We start from the raw sequence: 21,681 nt of genomic DNA, 5'->3' as shown, positions 1-21,681 counted from the left end.
CCTGTTTTACAACGTAAAAGAGGCTCTTTTACAACACACTGATATTCAGTTTATTACACCACACTGTCTCTTTTGTAAATTCTTTACATTTTTAATAACATTTCTTCATCTATAAAATACAGTAAATTATTACAGTTTCTTAGCTTTGAAAAGAGCTCTACCCTTCTCCAAAAACTTTACTATATGCTGGTATTTTTCTATATCAACAGAAACAATAACGACCCTGTATAAAAGATACAGAGCCGTTGTCGTTATAATATTTCGATAGTTTGAATTTCAATTACTCCTATTTATCCATTCTTATCCAAACGCAAAGTTGAGAACAAAAAGGATAGATAGAATACAGAGAGTCCAGTTTAGGTCCTTCCAACGATGTGTACAAAGCTTCATAACTACGAACGACAAAATACCTAAACAAATGCCGTCAGCGATAGAATAGCACAGAACCATCGTTATCATTGTTATGAAAGCTGGGAAAGCTTCGGTCATATCACTAAGGTTTATCTTCTTTACTGAGTCAAGCATGAGTACACCTACCATAATAAGGGCACCACTTGTGGCAGCACTTGGTATAAGAAGGAAGACTGGAGCGAGGAATAAAGATAGAATAAACATGGCACCTACAACCAATGAAGTTACGCCAGAGCGACCTCCTTCGGCTATACCGCTAGCGCTTTCTATATAAGTAGAGATCGTAGAACTACCGAGCATGGCTCCGCAAGTAGTACCTATAGCATCACTCATCATAGCTTCGCTAACACGTGGAATGCTTCCATCTTCACGTACAATGCCTGTTTTTTCAGCCAATCCCATAAGTGTTCCGATGGTATCGAAGATATTAACGATAAGCAACGAGAAGACAACGAGCACTGTTTTGAGGTTCAATAAGCCTGAGAAATCGAACTCACAGAAGATGGGCGAAATATCTTTAGGTGCAGAAACTGGCAACCAATGATCTGGGAAAATGGTAACACCCAATGGTATTCCTATCAATGTTGTAATAATAATGCCCCAAAACAATGCGCCTTTAACGTTACGTGCCATGAGTACTCCACTAAGTAAGGTGGCGAAAATACCCAGCAAACATGGAGCAGTGAAAGCACCTAAGCCTACAAAAGTTCCTTCTTTCGATACAATAATACCGGCATTCTTAAGACCGATGAAGGCAATAAACATACCGATTCCCGCAGAAATGGCATAGCGTAGGTTGTTTGGAATAGCGTTAAAGATCATCTCTCGCACGTTGAAAAACGTTATCAAGATAAATACAATGCCCTCTATCAAGAGAATAGCGAGCGAGTTTTGCCACGAATAGCCCATTGCTTGGCAAAGCGTATAGGCAAAAAATGCGTTGAGTCCCATTGATGGTGCTTGTGCAAAAGGCAACTTTGCCATGAATGCCAACAAAAGAGTGGCAATCGCAGAAGCCAATGCTGTAGCAGTAAAGAGCGCTCCTTGGTCCATACCTGTAGACATAAGGATAGATGGATTCACTGCTAAAATGTAACTCATCGTTAGGAATGTTGTTACACCAGCTATCATTTCGGTGCGCAACTTCATTGTTTTAGGGTCGAACCCTAAGGTCTTTTCTAAAAGATTCATAAGATGTTTAATTTGTATTTTGATTATTATTTGTTGTCTTTTGTAGTTTCAAGCCAATCATCTATCAGCATTCTTGCAATTGATAACTTCTCTGGAAGATTGGGCAGATTGTCCTTCTTAAACCAGCTTCCATTAGATAGTTCACTCCTTTGCAGGTGTATTTTGCCTTCAACATAGTCGGCTTTGTAACCCACCATAATACCGCAAGGATACGGCCACGGCTGTGAACCGAAGTAACGGAGATTGTTTATCTTTATTCCAGTTTCCTCTTCAACTTCTCTATGCACTGCTTCTTCAAAGCTTTCGCCAGTCTCTACGAAGCCAGCAACCAAGCCGTAGTGGTTATCTTTAAAGCTGTTGGCTCGAACCAATAGCACTTCTTCGCCACGATGTATCAGTACAATGACGGCTGTTGCTACCTGTGGCCAAACTTCTTTGCCGCAGTTGGTGCAGCGTTTAGATATTGTTATGTGCAGTTTCATCGGTGCTCCGCACACGCCACAGAACTGTGTATTCTGGTTCCAATAAAGCAATTCATAGCATTTTCCAGCTTTCTGATAAAGCGTTTGCGATAGTTTGTAATAGCTGTTGCGCAATCCACACACTTCAAGAGTGGGGTTATCGGTCATTGGCACATCTATATTTACCGCCTTTACACTTGTTCCGTCGGGCATCGAATCTATCTCTAATACCTGTGACCATGCTTTCAAGGGAACAGGACAATCCTCTGATAGTGGTATTGTATAGCCGGCTGCAGTCTTTTCCAACACAAGGTCGGTCTTGCAAAATACAAACCAATAGCACTTCATTTTGGTATTCTTTTCTCCTTTTTCTAATGCTTTAGCTTATTCGCCAAATAGTATTTTGCGGTCGCGAGCGGCAGCTTTCTCAGTCCATTCGGTAGGTACGAATTTCCAGTTGCTGTTGGGTTGTGGATTCAAAGTACCTGCTTTCTTTATCTCTTCCATAAGATAATGGCGTTGATCAAGGTCGCTTCGCCATATAATACGGTTCTTTAGTTGATCTTGTGGAATGCCTGCACCTTTTGTAAGGAGCTCTCCTCCACCATTACCACGATAACTATTAACAGCCACCTTATAGTATTTTGTTTCGTCAAAAGGCTGCCCGTTGCTCATTTTTAGTATGTTTACCTTCTGCCCATATGGCTTTGTTACGTCTACTTCATAGTCTATTCCCGCAGCAGAATCGAAGTTAAACGAGAAGTTTTTAAAGCCTAAGCGTTGCGAATCGTCCCTTGTATCTTCCGAAAGCAATAGCAAATGGTCGTCAGCCGACTTCATTGTGTTCGCCCAAAGGTTATAACTCATCTCCAAATAGTCTTTGATTTCCTTGCCAGTTAGCTTCATAACGTAAAGTTGATTCTCGTATTTATAAAGACTAAACATATCTCCTACAGTGATAGGACCTGCTTTTATACTTGAGTTAAAGCCCAGAGGAGCATTGAAAGCAATATCTGCTTTCGTGATTTGAAGCTCTAAATTAAGAATTAAATCGTTGAAAGCTGAGTTGCCAAAGAAGCAGTCTTTCGTGCTGATAGTGTTTTCAAAGCGTCCGATTTCGGTATTTGCCCAACTCTTTACTTCGTTTATTTCGTTCTCAAAATGTGCCATAAACGGCTCATCAATGGTCAAATCTCTTACATTTACTAACTCTCCCGACTTCTTAATTACATTAAATCGTTTGCTATTTTTGGCATTTTTCTTTGCAGACGATAAGGTTATGGTTGCCACAGCTACCTTTTGTGCGTTGTTAGCAGGGTCGAGACACAACACCTCTTTGCCATTTTTATTGTTTACAATAATATTGCGTGGTTTGTGGTCGTGGCCGAAAAACACTACATCAAAACCGTCTACCTCTTCAGCAACCTTCTTTGAAGCGTCCTCAACATAATTCGGAGTCGTAATGCCACCGTCCCAACCAGAGTGGAAAAGTCCTACGATAACATCTGGGTTCTCATTCGCCTGCAATGCAGCAACTGTCTTTTTTGCCGATGAAACAATATCTTCGAAGTGCAGACCTCTCCACAAATTCTCTTCCAACCAGTTAGGGATAGCAGGTGTAAGCATGCCTACAACTGCCACCTTCACACCGTTTTTCTTTTTAATAATAGTGTAAGGCAACACGTACGACTTTTGTTTCTCTGTGTCAATGATATTTGCTCCTACTACAGGACAATTCAGTTCGCGTATCCATTTATCGTAAACAGCATGCCCAGTCTCTATATCGTGGTTTCCAACACTACTTGCATCGTACTTCATAAAGTTTAATACGCTGGCAGCAATGTTTTCCTTCTGCGTCTGAATATAGTTGTAGTAATAACTTATGGGTTGCCCTTGCAGAATGTCGCCGTTATCCAAAAGATACACATTTTCTGCGCCTTGCTTCTGTCGTAAATCCTTTATAAAGGTAGCAACCCTTGCCATTGACCCTGCTTTTGGCTTACGCGTGATGAAGTCGTAGGGGAAAAACGAACCATGAACGTCCGATGTTTCTACCAATTTTATAGTTATATCTTTATTCTGAGCCATTGCTCCCAGACTGCTTAATGCTAATGCCATAAATGCAAATAAAAGTCTTTTCATATATATTGATTGTTAAATCGTGCAGCGGAAGAGTCTGCATCAGTTGCTCCAGCCTATCTTATTTTAAACTTAACCGATGTATATCCCACCAACTTATCGGTTCTTCCGCCTGGCTCACGATAGTAAACCAGCGTTTGGTATGAGTTTTCGGTTTGATAGTAGCTACCTTCCGTTGGCATAATTTCAGTCTTTCCGTTTTCGTTCAACACTACGTATTGATAGCTGTAATAGCCCAATTTCAGTGGAATAACAGCCTGATAGCTTTTCGATTCATTATCGTAAGCTAATTTATATTGCGGTAAAAACCTGTCATAAGTCCAATCAGCGTTTACATAAACATCGCCTTTGCTAAGCTGTGGACAACTTAATTGGAAATGAACCAGCATGTAATCGCTTTCAGTATTGACATTATTGTTATCTGAATTACGTATTAAGAACGCTCCGTTTGCGTCTTCATCGTACAGATAGTTAGGCCTTGGCAATGCAATATAGGGGTAAGCGTGAAAGTTTTTGCCGTCCCATCTAATGCGTTCGATACCCGTTGAGGCTACATCAGTAGACAAAATCTCGAACTTTCTGTATTCGTTGCCCGCCCAAAAGATGTAGTTTACGTTGTGACTCCACCGCAATCCATCGCTCATAACGTATTGTGGCTTTACATTCCATCGTGCATTGTCCCATCGTTTGTTCTGTAACAACACGGTCTTTAGCTGTGTTTGCGGGTTCGTTACGTTGTAACTATTGTACTTTAGTTCCATTTCCACCTGCTGATGTGCTGTGTTTATGGTAGCATCGGTATTGGTTATAATATTCAATCCTACGCCCATTGATCGCATTAGAGGTTCTTTTACCATGAAACATGCTCTTATCACCTCGTTGTTGTCTTCATCGTAGATTGTAAGCAGATAATTACCAGAAAGTTTTGGACGGCATTTATCGTTTGGAATACTAAGGTGATAGTGTGTATAAATGGTATTTGTAAGCAACGATTGTTCTACGTCGTCTATCGTATTTCCACTTGCAAAGCCGTCTACATAATCGCTTTCGAATAGTGAAGTAGATTTATTCCAGTCGGCTTCGCAGTGTTCCAGCTTATAGGTATAGCGATGATACGCATGTGTAAGGTCATCAAAATCGATGTCCAACATGCCATTTTCTAATTCCATAACAGGCATATTGAGCCAATCTTTGTTCGCTACGACCTGCAACGAACGTATATTCTCGCTCAATATTTCGTGGCGTTGCGCTGCAATACTTATTGAAAACAACAACGACAATAGCAGTAAGACAGTTTTTCTGCCCTTTCTCATAAGCATATTTCCTATTCTTCAAGGTAATAGTTTCTTCAAGAACTCGTCGAGATCTTCCTCCAAACCAGGCAGCAAATCGTCTCCAGCGATAATCGTATCATCGTCTGCTACATATACTTCGGCAATGTTTTCTCCTTCTTCATCTTCTAAAACCAAGCTGTAAGGCTTCATTATTCCGAAGTCGTCTACAATGTCTTTCAAGGCCAATGTTTCTGCACGGAGTAGCGCAGTAACCTTTTTATTGAATTCGTCGTCGTTGTTTTCAATCCATTCCTCAACAACACAACGTGTTATTTCTTCCCCTTCGTCGTTGAAAGCCATTAGGTCTCCGGTAAATTGAGACACTCTTAAATGGATGTCTGTCATCGTTGTTGGGGCCTCTGTTGTGGGGAATTTCTGCGCAATCTTCCTTAGAAAGCGTTCTATTTGTTGCTTGGTCTGTTCCATAATATAAAACCTTTAAAGAACTATTGAATGCTATTTAAACTATGGCAAAGTTAGTAAAACTTTTTATTTATAGTGGTACAAACACACCTTTTTTAATAAATTATGCCACTTTTAAGGTCTTACGTGCCGATTTATCAGTATCTTTGCAAACATAAAAATAGAAAAAAACTCTCGCTCTTACAATGTGAGAAATAACAACAAGTTACTTGCAATATATTTAGAAACAATATGAAACAAACGATTTTAGTTACAGGTGGAACTGGTTTTATCGGTTCACATACAACGGTAGAACTACAAGAAGCTGGGTACGAAGTAGTAATAGTAGACAATCTTTCAAACTCTAAGATAGAAGTACTCGATGGTATTGAGAAGATAACAGGTATACGTCCAGCTTTCGAAAAGGTTGACCTTGAAGACAAAGAGGCTACCGAACGTGTATTCCAAAAATATCCAAATATAGAAGGTATCATTCATTTTGCTGCTTCAAAGGCTGTGGGCGAAAGTGTTGAAAAACCATTGATGTACTATCGTAACAATGTTGTTTCGCTCATCAACTTATTGGAAATGATGCCAAAATACAATGTAAAGGGCATTATTTTCTCAAGTTCATGCACCGTATATGGCCAGCCTAACCAAGAGAATCTACCTGTTACGGAAGATGCCCCACACCAAAAAGCAACATCGCCATACGGCAATACGAAAGAGATAAACGAACAAATTATTTACGATTACATACACAGTGGTGCTGCCATTAAGAGCATTGTACTTCGTTATTTCAACCCAATTGGTGCGCATCCAACGGCTCATATTGGTGAATTACCTAATGGTGTGCCCAACAATCTTATTCCTTTCGTTACGCAAACTGCTATGGGAATACGTGAGCAACTGACTATTTTCGGCAACGATTATAATACAGAAGATGGCACATGCATACGCGATTACATCTATGTAGTGGACCTTGCGAAGGCTCATGTAGCCGCTATGACACGTGTATTGGATAAGGATACCGATAAGATAGAATACTTTAACATTGGTACTGGTAGCGGAAACTCTACTCTTGAGATTGTTACTACCTTTGAAAAGGCTACTGGCGTGAAGGTGAACTGGAAGTTCGGACCACGTCGTGAAGGCGATATTGAAAAGATTTGGGGCGACTGTACCAAAGCCAACACGGTGATGGGATGGAAAGCCGATACGCCTTTAGAGGACGTACTTGCCTCTGCTTGGAAGTGGCAACAGAAACTTCGTGAAGACGGTATCATGTAATTGATGGCCTTAAAACTCTTTTAATGACTTGCTGATGACGCATTACCGCTTCAGCATAAGCATTAAAAAGTCGCTACTTATTGGTGGAATTGATTTCCTATCGCCTATCCTACATGTATAAAAAACAATTCTTCAACCAATTGATAGTATATGTAAAGGGACAATTCGACACGTTTCTAACTATAAAGAAACAACGAATCGGGTGTAAGGAATATAACAAATTAGATGTCCATACTTGGGGTATGATTGAATCATAGAATTACTCCCATTTTGTAAATATATTATCATAAGAAAACAATAGTAACGCTTTGACTTTGTAATAGTGCCTGTTTTGCGATGCAAAACAGGCACTATTGCGTTGTAAAACAGACGCTTTTACAACGCAAAACAATGGGTATTGTAACGTATTGATAACAAACAAGTTACACAAGACTGATACTTTGAAATAATCTTTACATTATTTTTACATTATTGTACCCTTATTTTGATAAGAAAAAAGTAGATAAAACGATGTTCTTCCGCTACACTTAAAGTTTGCATTTATTTATAATTCAAACCATATAATAAAGTCTTTTTATCTTCGTTATAAACTATATAAAAATAATAAAAAGAAATTAAACGATGAAGAAAGTAGTATTTTTATTTATGGCTTGCTGCGCTATGGCAATGTCGTTGATGTCGTGCCACAGAGAACCAGAGCTTACCCCAGAGGGAGAAAAGACTATGTCTGTCCATCGACTCTTCTATGAGAGATTGCTTGGACAATGGTATTATGAAGAACAAAGCGACACCAGATATCGCTACATAGCCTACAATTTTATGGAAAAAGGTAAGTTAGAAACCTATGAAAAATTTCTTACTCGCAAGCGTATTAAAAAGGGAGATGAAGTAATTTATGGTGATTGGGAAATAGAAGAAGACTCCATAAGCAAAGGAGAGTGGGGCTTAGGCTGGAAAGAAGAGTATGGCGAGATGTATCTTTCTACATCTGAGGAAGACGGTAAAGGACACAGTGTAGTGCAACTTCACTGTTTAGAATATGTAAACCAAAGCAAATTGGTATTGAAATATTTCGGTACGGGCAACCATTCTATGATTTTCAAGCGCGGCACTTCGAAGCCTTCGATTTAGAAAAACATTGCTTTCGCTAAGGAATAACCACGTTTTCTTGTCGGTAATTCGTCTATTATTCGACAGAAAAACGTGGTTATTCCTTATTTTTTCGTTATCTTTGCACCATTATATATAGAGAACAAGATATGGAAGTCGCAAAGAAACCACTCATGGGAATGAACCTTTTGGAACTGAAAACGGTTGCAAAGGAACTTGGTATGCCTGCTTTTACAGGCGGACAGATGGCAAAGTGGCTCTATACACAGCATGTAACGTCGATTGACGATATGACTAATTTGTCGAAAGCCAATCGCGAAAAGCTGAAAGCGGCTTATACTATAGGTTGCAAAAAACATATCGACGCACAGTATTCAAAAGACGGAACCATCAAGTATTTGTTTCCAACGGACGACGGAAAGTTTGTTGAGTCGGTGTATATTCCCGACGACGACCGTGCAACTCTTTGCGTTTCGTCACAAGTTGGCTGCAAAATGAATTGTCTTTTTTGCCAAACTGGCAAGCAAGGATTTGAGGGAAACCTTACAGCAACCGATATATTGAACCAGATTTACTCGCTTCCTGAACGCGAAAAGCTAACCAATATCGTGTTCATGGGGCAAGGCGAGCCAATGGATAACTACAACAACGTATTACGAACTACACAGATAATGACTGCTGATTATGGCTATGCATGGTCGCCAAAGCGCATTACGGTGAGTTCAATCGGTGTGAAGACCAAGCTGAAACGGTTTCTTGAAGAGAGCGACTGCCACGTTGCGATAAGCATGCACTCGCCTATTCCTAACGAGAGAGCAGAGATAATGCCCGGAGAACGCGGCATGTCGATTGCCGATATCGTAGAGTTGCTACGCAATTACGACTTCTCTCACCAGCGCCGTCTATCGTTTGAGTATATCGTTTTCAAAGGTGTGAACGATTCAGAACGCCACGCAAAGGAAATTATACAGTTGCTTAAAGGATTGGATTGCAGAATAAACCTAATTCGTTTCCATACCATTCCCAACGTTCCACTGCATGGAGTAGACGACAAAAAGATGGAGGAGTTTCGCAATTACCTTACCCAACACGGCGTATTCACAACTATACGTGCCAGTCGCGGGCAGGATATTTTTGCAGCTTGCGGCTTACTTTCTACAGCAAAGAAGATTGCTGATGAACGTGCGTAAACTATTTTCGTTCGCTGTACTCGTAGCAATACTATTGCTAACGGGGTGCAAAAACAACATATTCCGCCCTGCAAGCTATGGTGGAGCCTACGAAGTTGTAGTGGCGGGAGATAGCGATAGTCTTCTATACGATGTGTTTTCGACACCGATAGTGGGACTTCCGCAATCAGAACCAGCGTTCGATGTAGTGGAAATTGCACACAATGAATTGCAGGGCGATAGCAAAATGGTGCGCAATTTAGTTGTTTTGAAAATAGACCAACACGAAAAAGGAGTGAACATAAGCACCAAACAGAACGTGTATGCACAGCCACAGGTTATCATAACCATCACTACTCCATCGCTAACGAGGCTAAAAGCTTTTATGAAAAAGCAGGGACATACTTTGCGTAACTATCTTACGAAAGTAGAATTGCACCGCTCTCAAGGTGATTTAGCAACACAACCGAATGTAAAAGCGGAAGGTTTGATACAGAAAATGTTTGGAATTGACATGCAAGTGCCTGCTGAATTAACAGCAAGTAAAACTGGGAAAGACTTCCTATGGCTTTCTAACAATGCGGCATCGGGTATGGCTAATATTTGTATATATAGCATTAGCAAAGGCGATTTCGCCCAACAGCGCGACAGCGTGATGCGAAAAAACATGCCGGGAGAGCAACAAGGAATGTATATGCAAACCGCTTCCATTGCTTCAATATCACACGGACAGGGCAAATCCGTAACGATACGAGGACTTTGGGAGATGAGAAACGATGCCATGGGAGGTGCTTTCGTAGCATATTGGAGGCCGAAAGGTAAGCGTATAGTAGTGACAGAAGCTTTTGTTTATGCGCCCGAAAACAAAAAACGGAACCTTATGCGCCGATTGGAAGCTGCCCTTTATACAAGAAAATAAGTAAGAATTAAATAGAGATACATAATATACAGAATTAGTTATGAGCAACAATAGAAAAGTCCGAGTAGCCATTACGCATGGCGATACGAACGGAATAGGATACGAACTGATATTTAAAGCCTTTGAAGAACCAACAATGCTGGAGCTATGTACGCCTATAATATATGGCTCTCCAAAGGTTGCTACCTATCATCGCAATGCCTTAGAGATTGAAGCAACCTTTACAATCATCAACGATATAAGCGAAGTTCAAGACAATAGGATAAACTTTATTCCTGTATTCGACGAGGAAATAAAGGTGGAAATCGGCGTTCCAACTGAAGAATCGGGCAACGCTGGCTTGCTTGCAATAGACCGAGCGTTGGCTGATTACCGTGCTGGCGGCTTCGATATACTGGTAACTGCACCGATAGAAAATAGCGAACACTTCCATTTCAGTGGGCAAAGTCGTTACATAGAAGACCATTTACCTGCCGAAGAAGCTACTCTTTCTATGCTTGTTAGCGAAAGATTGCGTATTGCTTTGGCTACCCGTAACCTGCCGTTAAAGCAAGTGGCAGAGTCTATTTCTATTGAAGGACTTACCGAAGATGGCCGTTTGCTGTACCAAAGCATACGTCGCGACTTCCGCATTTCCAATCCACGTATCGCCCTTTTAGCCCTTAATCCGAAGGCAGGCGATAATGGTTTGCTTGGTTCAGAGGAACAAGAGGTGATTGAACCTGCTATTGCTGCACTCGAAAAAGAGGGAATTCAGGCTTTTGGACCATACGCAGCGGATAAATTTTTCGGTAGTAACGATTGGGAACAGTTCGATGGTGTGCTTGCAATGTACTATGAACAAGGACTTACTCCTTTCCGTTCGCTCACAGTAGAAGGGGGCGTAAACTATCTTGCAGGACTGCCATTGGTTCGCACTGCACCCGAAATAACTGACAGTTTCAATATTGCAGGCAAAGGAATAGCCGATGCTATGCCTATGCGTCATGCCATTTTCCTTGCTATAGACATCTTCCGTCATCGCATGGAATACGATGAGCCAATGGGTAATCCATTGCCAAAACTATACAAAGAGCGTCGTGATGATAGTGAAAAAGTGCGCTTTGCTGTACCCAAAAGAAAGGAAGAATAATAGATAAAAATAGATGACTGCTTGGTGATTCAGATATTCAAAGCTTCTCTGTGTATTGTAGAGTTGTTGTAATTTCTATTCCCATGTAAGAAAAGAAGCCTATGAAAAAGAAACATCAGAATGGTTTTTTCCTCTTCGGTATTGTTGTTTTGGTGATAATGGTAACCCAATTAGACTTTGCCGAAGTATGGAATGGGCTGCAACATGCAGGCTATTGGTTCTTCGCAGTGGTGATATTGTGGGCCTTTCTCTATATTTTTAATACTTCGTCTTGGTATATCATCATCAAAAGTCAGACCAAAGGCGACGACAAACGCATGGTTCCGTTCTGGTATCTCTATAAACTTAGCGTGTCAGGATTTGCTTTGAACTATGCCACACCAGGCGGATTGATGGGTGGAGAGCCCTATCGTATCATGGAATTAACACCCCGTATCGGTGTGGAACGTGCTACATCCTCGGTGCTTTTATTCGTTATGACACACATCTTCAGTCATTTTTGGTTCTGGTTGTTATCTATTCCGCTCTTCATTCTTACGCAGCACGTCAGTGTTTTCATGGCAATAATGCTCTCAGTGTGTGCATTTTTCTGCCTAACAGCTATCTGGTTCTTCCTCTCTGGCTATCGAAAAGGACTCGCTGTTCGCGTTATGAACCTGTTACGGCATATCCCTTTCGTTAAGAAATGGGCACGACGGTATGTGGAAGAGAACCAAGAGCAACTTGAAAACATAGATAAGCAAATAGCAGCGTTACATAATCAGGACCCGAAAACATTTTTTTCGGTGGTGTTTATCGAACTCATGTGTCGCGTTTGCAGTGCTCTTGAAGTGTTCTTCATATTGCTTGTCTTGTTCCCAAACGTGAATTATCTGAATTGTATCCTCATTATTTCATTCACGACGCTATTTGCCAACATGTTGTTTTTTATGCCGTTGCAACTTGGCGGACGCGAAGGTGGCTTCTTAATGTCGGTATCTGGCTTAGGACTTACGTCTAATGCAGGTATCTTTGTAGCCCTTATTGTGCGACTTCGTGAACTTATTTGGACAGCCATTGGCCTATTACTTATCAAGGTTTCTAAAGGTAAGTAAAGGCAATTGAGCTGAAAACGACAACACCTTTTCTGATATTTTATTGACCAAAACATATTGAAACATGAAACATTTTTATTTTTTTGCAGCAGGACTTAGTCTACTTCTTGCTGCGACACCGCTACAAGCGAAAGTATATCACGTTACTACGAAAGGAACAGGCGATGGTTCTTCATGGGCAAATGCTATGGGAAGCATAGACGATGCCTTGGCAAAAGCAACTTCGGGAGATGAGATTTGGATTGCAGCAGGCACCTATAAGCCTACCCAACTCATTAAATCTTCGAAAAAAAACTCACGCCATTTCCCATTAAAAGATGGTGTTTCGCTCTATGGTGGTTTTGCTGGTACAGAGTCGAAGAAGGAAGAACGTGCAAAAATAGAAGATGGTGAAGCCTACAATTATGTAAATGAGACAATATTAAGTGCCGATGATGATGTGGCTGACGAATGGGTAAGAGAAGCTAATTCAGAAACTCCGTTTGTGTATGGATGGAAGGTTGAAAACAATATCATACCAGGAACAGAGAATAATGCTAACCATATATTATTTAAAAAGGAGGAATTAACAGTTCCAATAACTATCGACGGATTTACCTTAAAGGGTGCAAATGCAATGGTATATAACGTCCAATGTTCGGGTGGAGCTATCTATGCAGTGGGCGATGTAACCATTACAACTTGCCAATTCATAGAAAACTCTTGCTACTTTACAGCTGAAGGAAACAAAGATGCCAATGGTGCAGCCATCTATTTGATAGGTAAAGGCAATGCAAAAATTGCCAATTGTTTCTTTAAGCGTACTTATGGACACTCTCCAAACACCCAAGCACAAGGCGGGGCAGTATATGCAGAGAACACCGAAATAAACAATTGTTACTTCTTAGACTGCGTTTCTTTAGATGCAGGAGGTGCTGTTTACAATGTTAAAGGTAAGGTTATTGATTGCGAATTTGATAATTGCTATGCCCGTGAAGGAGGTGCTATCTATTCAACATCAGGCACTCTAAGAGACAACGAAGTATTTAATTGCCGTGCACTTCTTGGCGGTGGAATCTACAATATGGGCACTGCCATCAATAATACTGTGGGCAACTGCTTTGCCGATTATACTTTACTTGGCGATGATAAAGGCGGTGCTGGTGGTGGAGTCTATAATAAAGGCACATTCATAGGGGCTGTTGTGTATAACTGTACGTCGTTTCATGGAGGCGGAATCTTCGCCGATGGTGGCAAAATAATAAACTGTACCGTTCAAAATAACACGTCGAGAAAAGCTACAACAAGTGCTAATATCGACTTCTCTGCTAACAGCAACATTGAGAAAGATGTGATAAATACCATCAGCGGTACTGATGTGAGTAAATCAAACTTTGAGGCTCCAACTGCATTTGAGGGCAGTACGACCGATGAAAAAGAGACAAAAGACATTCTTTTTGCCAGCTGGGAGCTGCAAACAGGCAGCGAATATATTGATAAGGGTGTAGCTATCGATGTAGACGATTACGCTAAAGACATTTATGGCAACGACCGAATAATGGGCAAGAGCATTGATATTGGTGCATCTGAGTTCAATACTACAACTGCTATTGCACCCATTGTACCTGGTAAAGAAGTACTTAATTATGGCTATTACTCTATCAGCGGACAATATCTTGGCACTATTTTCCCATCTGTTTCTGGTATTTACATCGTAAAAATAACAGACAACAACAAGACTGTAATTACAAAGAAGATAGTCGTTAAGTAGACTTTCTGAAAACATTAAAAGGGTTTACACCTTATTATATATAGGCTGCGCATCGATAGAAATATTGGTGCGCAGCTTTTTTAATGGTCAAAACGATGAATAACAACAACTTTTAAGACTTCTGTTTCTTTTATTAAAAGGCTACTAAAAAGTATTATCTATAACAGTTTTTTAGATAAGAGATGAATTCATATACATATTTCTATCTATCTTTGCGACCATTAAAAAGACAACAACACATTCTTTTTAGCTTGTCAATACATCTGTATTAAAGCTTTGAATGTGGGTCTGATACTTTGAGAACGCGCATTACAATTCTTAGTTTTATGCGCGAACTAAATAACTTGATAATGATTTTAAATTATAATATAATATTAAACACTACAAGATGATGAAAAAATTACGTTTGATTCATTCATTTTTATTGCTCTTATTAGCAATCGGAATGCATGCAACAGAGCCTATTTCTGGCTTTTTCCGTATTAAAAACGCACACACACGACCCGATGGAAAGCTGTATGTACAAGTAACTGGCAAGTATCAAGCACAACCCAATCAGACTGTTGATGCTGTAAAAACGCAACCTGGAAGCGTTATTCAGTTAGAAGCAAAATGGGACAATGCGAAAAGTAGATACACTATAACTACCTTACGCTCGCAAGGTGTTGATGTTGTTAATGGCTACTTATTGCAAGGACTTAAGCTTGTGAAAGAAAACATAAACCAGAAAATACAAGATAAACTGGGTAATGGTTTTGCAGCTAACATAGCAAAAACCGCATGGGAAACCCAGATTCTTGCAAAGTGGGACTTAGACATGCACTTAGAGAAAACGGCTACTACAGGTGGGCTTGAGGCCTATTATATGTTTGCAACCGTACCATCTATGCAACCTATTGTAGATTTCTATAAAACTTATAGTTGGATTGCGGGCACCCAAATCGACAATGCTCTTGCTGGCTATCCAGAACTTCTTGCAGGCTTAAAGAATGGTAATGCCGATGCAGTTTGGAAAGCAGTAGAACAGTATGCAGTCCAAGCTATCGCCAATCGCTTTGGTGTTACCAGCGATTTAGCTATCTTAGTAAAGAGCTATGTAGATGCTGGTCGCGTGAATCACGGCCATACTTACTACTTAATGGAAGGCGCTCTTGATCGCATAACAGAGAATGGTCGCAATATAAACAAATACCGTGAAGGTGAAGCAAAGTTCAATTTTTGTAATAATAATGCTACTTCTGAGTATGGTCCTGAGCTTGCAGATGTTGGCGAAGCAGCTAAATGGATTATCGAACCTGTTAAGGATAACGCTGCAGACTACTTTGGTGTTGCTCCTGTTAGCAAGATGAAGGGCAAGAATGGTAAGTATTTTACTTCCCTTTATACCGACTTTCCAATGCAGATTGTAGACAATATGAATGCCTACATAGTAGAATCTATTGGTACAACAGGCTCTGAAAAGGGTTATGCACAATGTACTAAGATAGCATCACAAGGCGACATTATCCCTGCTGGAACACCAATTGTGCTTGAATGTGAGACTACTCAAAGTTTCTCAAATCGTTTGTTACCTATAGCAAATACAGATGCAGCTCCTACTAATAATATTCTTAAAGGTGTGTTCTTCGACGAGGCTAAGGCAACTATAGAGACGGGTGGAAAGACTGTTCGTGTATTTAACATCAACCCAAAGACCACTGTTCGCAACCCAATCGGTTTCTATCGTTATAGCGGTACAACCATTAAGGGCAACAAAGCATTCTTGTTGGTAGATGCTAAAACATCTGGTGCTAAGTTAGACGGATACGATATGGAAGAAGATGGAATGGTTAATGGTATCAACGAAGTTACATCAGAAGCTATTGTTACAGATGCTAATGCAGTCTACTACGATTTGCAAGGTCGCCGTGTAGAACGCCCTGGCAGAGGTATTTATATCGTAAATGGAAAAAAAGTAATTATCAAGTAAGGAGGGAAAACAACATGAAAAAGAAAGAATATGCAATGCCCACTTGCGAAGTGGTTACATTACAATTAAGCGGTGACTATCTTGAAAGAGGATTCGCAGGCCAGTCTAAAGTTCCAGTCGGCGGAGAAACAGATGATGAAGAAGAAGATGAAGAGGTAGACGATATGAACTAATAAAGGGCAAAATGTGCTCTTTGTACACAGAAGTCTATACTAATCAGAGTATATCAGCTGCGCATCCACATTCAGTCGGTGCGCAGTTTTTGTTGATTTATTGGTTGTAATATAGTTCAGAACTACTTTTCTTGTCCAGCAATTTTGGCAAAACTGAATTAAGATTCTACTATAAACAACCACAAAAATTCACTTGTTAGAATAGTAAAAGAATCATGGCTTCAAGCTATATTTTGGACAAAAACAATGCAACAAAAGTGTAAAGATTTTACATAAAGCATTTTCTTGCGTAATCAACTGAATACCAAAGCGTTGCAATAGTGCCTATTTTGCATAATAAAAGAGCCTGTTTTACAACGCAATAGTGCCTGTTTTGCGTTGCAAAACAGGCACTATTGCGATACGAAAGCGCTATTATCATTTTTACTTACTATTTTATTTACAAAATAAGAGCCATATTCTTATGCTATCACCTTGATGTTTTCTATATCTATGTGTATATGTTGTAAGGGTGAAATCTATTCCAATTATCCTTTTACCCTTGCTATTTGGTATCTTATCAGTGGGCAATAAAAAAAGCCCGAAGGTATATTTCCTTCGGACTTTGAGGTGCCTAGCAGAATCGAACTGCTCTACACGGTTTTGCAGACCGTTACCTAACCGACCGGCCCAGGCACCATTTTGTTTCATTGAACAACTAAGGCAATCCCCCTAATTGCGGTGCAAAAGTAATAAGAAATATTTGTTTGACCAAATTTTTTATCAACTATTGCAACAAGAATTTACTTTCTTTTGAGCGCTAAAGTTGTTTTTTCGTGTCATTTGTTCGCGTATTGCACAGCCTTTACAGCCTCCGCAAGCGTTCCTTGAAACCTTAATCGTTCTTATAAGCATACGGATAACATAGGCTACAGCTAATGCTAAAACAATGCCAACGATGATATATTGTTCCATGAGTTCTCCTTTCTTTTATTATACAGGCTCGTCTTCTATTCTGTCAACAAATAGGTTTTCAGTTGCCTTCATTTCGTCTTTATCGAACCATTGCGACAGTTTGTCTTTCGCCTTTTGTTTCGCTTCATCGTCTACATAGTCCCAAACTTTTCGCAACACATATATAAGTACACCGAGGTCGTCGCTCAATCCTGCGAGCGGAATAGCATCTGGCATGATGTCAAGCGGTGTTATCAGATACCCAAGCGCCCCTATGATGATGGCTTTCTCCTTAAATGACACCTTATCGCTATCGATAGAGTAATAGAGAATCAACGCCGCATAAACGAGTTTTGCACCAGCTCGCTTGGCTATACGCTGTATTTTCTCGATAAAGTCATTCTTTGTGAACTTCTCTTTGTATTTGCTTAAATCTGGTATTTTCATATATTTCCTTTATTGTTACGAATATATACCAAGCACATAGTGTGCCAAAAAGTTAGAAATTCATCACCTTTTCCACGTATTTACAGGCTTCGGGGTGGTCTTTTTTTGCGCGTTTCACCTTGTTATTTACAATAGTTTTCATAACAACACGATAGATAAAGTAAAGTACTAAACCGATAGCAACACCCATAAGCGGCACTTGATAGCCTTTTACAGGCAGCGATTCTTCAGAGAATCCTGACAATATTATAATGGGCAACGTTATCAGTACGCCTGCAATAGTATATTGCGTACGCTCTGTTCCTGCTGTATCGAGTGCAGCTTGGTGGTCGAAAAGATAGTCGTCTAACTCCTGTTGGTTTAACTTTCCTTCCATTTTTGGAAAGCCAGGTTCGTCCTTATGATTTCTAATCTTGTTCTCAACTTGATGCTGAAAATCGTCTAATATGTATCTGTAGTCTTGAAATTCTTCCATAAGATATAAAGAATGGTTCGGTAATTTGTTTTTTATGAGATACTGCTCGGTAGTTGTTAAAGCAGTCAATCTCCCTTTTTCATAGCTCAACTCCCTCCCCACAAAGGGGGAGGCAGCGAGTATGTGTAAAGCAGCACTCCTATAAGCCGGGTCTCGTTTCCTTATTGTCTTTCGGCAAATAAGGATGCCTGTCATTTATCTAACCACAGGGTCGCCCCATGCGTTTTAGCGTTCTACCCTCCGTTGTGCCTTATATGGCTCGGGCGAGTAACCCTCAAACAACGGTTTACATGAACTTGCAGCTCCTGAACGGTACGGCCACGCTGTCACCACCGTGCCGGTAGTCTCTTACACTACCTTCTCACCCTTACCTCGTTTCCAAGGCGGTTGTTTTCTTCTACCTACATCTACTGTTGCCAATAGCTTTCATTTTCGGAAGCAGGATACTCTTTGCTGCCCGGACTTTCCTCTCGTGTTATACAACACCAGCGACAGTGCCGGAGTACTGCCTTAGTATGCAAAGTTAGCGTAAATATGCCGAATTGCAAAGCTTTGATATTACATTTTTTGTTAATAGGTACCCTTTTGGCATACCTATAGAATGTTGTTTTAATACATAAAAGGGTAAAAAATGCAGTAAAACAAAAAGTTTATTCGTTTTTTTTTATAAATAATTGTTCTTTTCTTACCTTTGCAAATAAGAACCACAAACCCTTTTAACAAGGGCAATAAGGTGTTGAAGCAAGACGAACGAATATCTAAACAATAAAACTTTAGTACGAATGAAAAAATTGTATCCTATTATTGCAGTCTTGACACTGCTCTCTACAACAGCAAAAGCACAACAAACCATTCGTGGTTGGGTAACCGACGAACAGCGTTTGCCTATTGAATATGCCAACGTTATCGCACTTTCTGTGCGCGATTCCTCGCTTGTTACGGGTATAGTAACGGATAAGGAGGGAGCATTCCAACTTTCTTTATCTACCGATATGCAGGTGTTTTTGCGTGTATCGGGCATTGGTTACGAGCAACGTAATGTATTGTTGCCTCTTATTGCTGATACTTTGCAGTTGAAAGAAGAATCAGATACAAAAGCAATAGAGGGAGTAACAGTTACAGCCAGTCGCCCAAAGATGGCTATACGAAACGATGCTCTTGTTACAACTATCATTGGTTCGTCGTTAGCTAAAGCTGGTTCGGGCAACGATGTTCTTAAGCGTATTCCACTGTTGAAAGGCAAAGAAGGAAGTTATTCTGTTATAGGTAGAGGAGCAGCAGTTATCTATATAAACAACAGAAAGATAACCGACCCTACCGAAATAGAGCGTCTTAACTCGTCGGACATTAAGGACATTGAGGTAGTAACCAATCCGGGAGCTCGCTACGATGCGACGGTGAGTGCCGTTATCCGCATTCACACGGTGCGTAAGGTGGGCGACGGCTTTGGTTTCGATGTACGTACGTCGGCTTATTATTGGGAAAACTGGGACACTAACAATCAGCTCAATATGTATTATCGCCGCAATGGTTTGGAGCTGACGGCTGGTTCGGCTTACAATATTAACAATAGTCTAAGCAAACAAACCACTACCAACGAGGTGCAGACCGCCAATTTGTGGACCAACAAGTGGACAAGCGATAGCCATAGTTGTAATACAAACAACAATTATACGCTTTCGGCAGCCTACGAGTTCAATGCCAACCACTCTGTTGGTGTGCGTTTCTTCACCAATTTGCTTGTTGGTGCAAACAATGGACATGGTGATTTCTCTACCGATATACTTAAAAACAATGCGCTTTACGACCATATAGAGTCGCAAATTAGTGCTAACTCTACTGCCATTCCTAATAAAAGTCTCTCGGCTTACTACGTTGGAAAGGTAGGAAAGATAGATATAGATTTCAATACAGACTACTATTATGGTAGAGAAACTGAATACCGCATAACCACAGAGCAAAGTGCCACCAACGCCAATCGCACTGTAACATCGGCAGGAATACACACAAACAAGTTCTTTGCAACCAAGCTGGTGCTCTCTCACCCATTGTTTGGCGGCAGCCTGTCGGTTGGAAACGAGAATACTTTCACTAATCACGAACAAAATTATGTTAATCAAGAAAACGTGGTTCCCAGCACAGCATCAACCATTAAGGAGCGCAATAACGCTTTCTTCTTCGAATATAGCCACCCCACACCCATTGGTCAGCTTATGGCAGGATTGCGCTACGAGCACGTAAATTCTGATTATTACGAACAAGGAGTGTATAGTCCGGCACACAGCCGTACCTACAGCCAATGGTTTCCGTCGCTCACTTTCGCAACAAAGATAAAGGAAGTAGGCTTGCAACTCTCTTATTCGGCAAAGACATCGCGCCCCTCTTATAGGCAATTGGGTACAAACGTAGAGTATATGAACCGCTTTACGCGTCAGAGTGGTAACCCTACACTGAAGCCAGAAACACTACACAACATTACTCTTGTGAGCAGTTGGAACTGGCTAACCTTTGTTGCCAACTACACACAGACACACAACAAAATTATGTATTGGAACGAACAAGAAAGCACTGATGAGAATATAACCAACTTGCGTTACCGCAATTTCAAAAGGTTTCCTGCCTTAACACTGAGCCTTACCGCAGCACCGACAATCGGAGTATGGTCTCCACAACTCACATTGTTCTGCCAAAAGCAATGGTTCGACATAGAGCGTTTGGGCAGCAAGTTAGATTTAAGTAAGCCTGTGTGGGGAATACAGTGGGACAATTCGTTTGAGTTTAAGCACGATTGGACTGCCGAAGCCTTCCTGCAAGTCAATTCAAGTGGTATAACAGAGAACACTGAGCTTACCAGAACCACCTGCACATTCAACTTCTCAGTACGAAAAGCGTTCCTGAACGACCGCCTTTCCGTTACTGTAGGCGTAGACGACCTCTTCAACCGCACTGCTAATCACGTCATACTTTACACGAATAACCTTAAAACAAGCGTAAACGAAGGGTACGATAGCCGTCAAGCCTACGTTACTTTGCGCTACAAATTCAACACAGCACGTAGCAAATACAAAGGTACAGGAGCCGGACAGAGCGAACGTAAGCGTTTCTAATCCACGGCAAGTGCGCAGAAAATAGGTTTTCAACGCCCCATTTTCTTCGTTTTTCAGGACTGAAAATATACTTTTATAATTCATTGGTAATCAGTGCTTAGAAAGCTATCAAAATTGTCTTATAAGAGAATTAAAATTGTCCTATAAGAGAATTAAAATTGTCCTATAAGAGAAT

The 21,681-nt window shown here is 40.6% G+C and carries 18 protein-coding genes, 1 tRNA gene and 1 other RNA gene; 10 read left to right on the top strand and 10 right to left on the bottom strand.

Annotated features, from left to right (window positions below):
- Positions 1-300 precede the first annotated feature (300 nt).
- From HXN26_RS04275 to HXN26_RS04255, 5 genes are read right to left on the bottom strand one after another with little or no spacing between them, the layout of a single operon-like run.
- Entirely contained in the window at positions 301-1,602 is a 1,302-nt protein-coding gene (locus tag HXN26_RS04275) for an NCS2 family permease (RefSeq protein ID WP_025000664.1), read from the bottom strand.
- Between the two features lie 26 nt (positions 1,603-1,628).
- On the bottom strand, positions 1,629-2,411 hold the full coding sequence (gene nudC, locus HXN26_RS04270; RefSeq protein WP_273158964.1) for an NAD(+) diphosphatase: 783 nt from the start codon (positions 2,409-2,411) through the stop codon (positions 1,629-1,631).
- 36 nt (positions 2,412-2,447) lie between these two features.
- Entirely contained in the window at positions 2,448-4,205 is a 1,758-nt protein-coding gene (locus tag HXN26_RS04265) for a bifunctional metallophosphatase/5'-nucleotidase (protein ID WP_273158962.1), read from the bottom strand.
- A gap of 53 nt (positions 4,206-4,258) precedes the next feature.
- Positions 4,259-5,515: a type IX secretion system plug protein gene (locus HXN26_RS04260; protein WP_273158960.1), complete on the bottom strand. Its 1,257-nt coding sequence runs from the start codon at positions 5,513-5,515 to the stop codon at positions 4,259-4,261.
- A gap of 18 nt (positions 5,516-5,533) precedes the next feature.
- On the bottom strand, positions 5,534-5,962 hold the full coding sequence (locus HXN26_RS04255) for a hypothetical protein (RefSeq protein ID WP_273158958.1): 429 nt from the start codon (positions 5,960-5,962) through the stop codon (positions 5,534-5,536).
- A gap of 228 nt (positions 5,963-6,190) precedes the next feature.
- On the opposite strand from HXN26_RS04255, the gene galE reads away from it, so the two are divergent.
- The 9 genes from galE (at position 6,191) to HXN26_RS04210 (ending at position 16,544) form a co-directional block, all read left to right on the top strand.
- Positions 6,191-7,228 carry a UDP-glucose 4-epimerase GalE gene (gene galE, locus HXN26_RS04250; RefSeq protein WP_273158956.1) on the top strand — a complete coding sequence of 346 codons (1,038 nt, stop codon included), beginning with the start codon at positions 6,191-6,193 and terminating at the stop codon, positions 7,226-7,228.
- A 621-nt stretch (positions 7,229-7,849) separates the two neighbouring features.
- Entirely contained in the window at positions 7,850-8,359 is a 510-nt protein-coding gene (locus tag HXN26_RS04245) for a hypothetical protein (protein WP_273158954.1), read from the top strand.
- Positions 8,360-8,487: 128 nt separating this feature from the next.
- On the top strand, positions 8,488-9,528 hold the full coding sequence (rlmN, locus tag HXN26_RS04240; RefSeq protein ID WP_273158952.1) for a dual-specificity RNA methyltransferase RlmN: 1,041 nt from the start codon (positions 8,488-8,490) through the stop codon (positions 9,526-9,528).
- Positions 9,515-10,426, top strand: a complete 912-nt coding sequence (locus HXN26_RS04235) for a DUF4837 family protein (RefSeq protein ID WP_273158950.1) — start codon at positions 9,515-9,517, stop codon at positions 10,424-10,426. The genes rlmN and HXN26_RS04235 overlap by 14 nt, the downstream gene beginning before the upstream one ends.
- A 40-nt stretch (positions 10,427-10,466) precedes the next feature.
- On the top strand, positions 10,467-11,558 hold the full coding sequence (locus HXN26_RS04230) for a PdxA family dehydrogenase (RefSeq protein WP_273158948.1): 1,092 nt from the start codon (positions 10,467-10,469) through the stop codon (positions 11,556-11,558).
- Positions 11,559-11,659: 101 nt separating this feature from the next.
- Entirely contained in the window at positions 11,660-12,652 is a 993-nt protein-coding gene (locus HXN26_RS04225) for a lysylphosphatidylglycerol synthase transmembrane domain-containing protein (protein WP_273158946.1), read from the top strand.
- A gap of 64 nt (positions 12,653-12,716) precedes the next feature.
- Positions 12,717-14,402 carry a right-handed parallel beta-helix repeat-containing protein gene (locus tag HXN26_RS04220; RefSeq protein ID WP_273158944.1) on the top strand — a complete coding sequence of 562 codons (1,686 nt, stop codon included), beginning with the start codon at positions 12,717-12,719 and terminating at the stop codon, positions 14,400-14,402.
- A 388-nt stretch (positions 14,403-14,790) separates the two neighbouring features.
- The gene (locus tag HXN26_RS04215) at positions 14,791-16,371 is read left to right on the top strand and encodes a hypothetical protein (RefSeq protein ID WP_273158943.1); all 1,581 of its coding nucleotides are present in this window, start codon (positions 14,791-14,793) and stop codon (positions 16,369-16,371) included.
- 14 nt (positions 16,372-16,385) lie between these two features.
- Positions 16,386-16,544 (top strand): hypothetical protein, encoded by a 159-nt coding sequence (locus HXN26_RS04210; protein WP_234397464.1) that lies wholly within the window; start codon positions 16,386-16,388, stop codon positions 16,542-16,544.
- A gap of 607 nt (positions 16,545-17,151) precedes the next feature.
- On the opposite strand, the gene HXN26_RS04205 is transcribed toward HXN26_RS04210, so the two are convergent.
- The 5 genes from HXN26_RS04205 to rnpB all read right to left on the bottom strand — a co-directional run bounded on the left by HXN26_RS04205 (position 17,152) and on the right by rnpB (position 18,908).
- A tRNA-Cys gene (locus HXN26_RS04205) sits at positions 17,152-17,222 on the bottom strand.
- Positions 17,223-17,306: 84 nt separating this feature from the next.
- On the bottom strand, positions 17,307-17,498 hold the full coding sequence (locus HXN26_RS04200; RefSeq protein ID WP_273158940.1) for a FeoB-associated Cys-rich membrane protein: 192 nt from the start codon (positions 17,496-17,498) through the stop codon (positions 17,307-17,309).
- Positions 17,499-17,516: 18 nt separating this feature from the next.
- Positions 17,517-17,924 carry a YkvA family protein gene (locus tag HXN26_RS04195; protein WP_273158938.1) on the bottom strand — a complete coding sequence of 136 codons (408 nt, stop codon included), beginning with the start codon at positions 17,922-17,924 and terminating at the stop codon, positions 17,517-17,519.
- A gap of 52 nt (positions 17,925-17,976) precedes the next feature.
- Positions 17,977-18,399, bottom strand: a complete 423-nt coding sequence (locus tag HXN26_RS04190; protein WP_273158936.1) for a hypothetical protein — start codon at positions 18,397-18,399, stop codon at positions 17,977-17,979.
- A 126-nt stretch (positions 18,400-18,525) separates the two neighbouring features.
- Positions 18,526-18,908, bottom strand: an RNA gene (gene rnpB / locus HXN26_RS04185) — RNase P RNA component class A.
- A 273-nt stretch (positions 18,909-19,181) separates the two neighbouring features.
- Here rnpB and HXN26_RS04180 point away from each other — a divergent pair.
- The gene (locus tag HXN26_RS04180; RefSeq protein WP_273158935.1) at positions 19,182-21,506 is read left to right on the top strand and encodes an outer membrane beta-barrel family protein; all 2,325 of its coding nucleotides are present in this window, start codon (positions 19,182-19,184) and stop codon (positions 21,504-21,506) included.
- The last annotated feature ends 175 nt before the right edge of the window (positions 21,507-21,681 follow it).

This window comes from Prevotella aurantiaca, assembly GCF_015262605.1.
GTDB lineage: Bacteria > Bacteroidota > Bacteroidia > Bacteroidales > Bacteroidaceae > Prevotella > Prevotella aurantiaca.
Note: the sequence above shows the minus strand (reverse complement) of the source record. Positions and strands in the feature narration are given on the sequence as shown.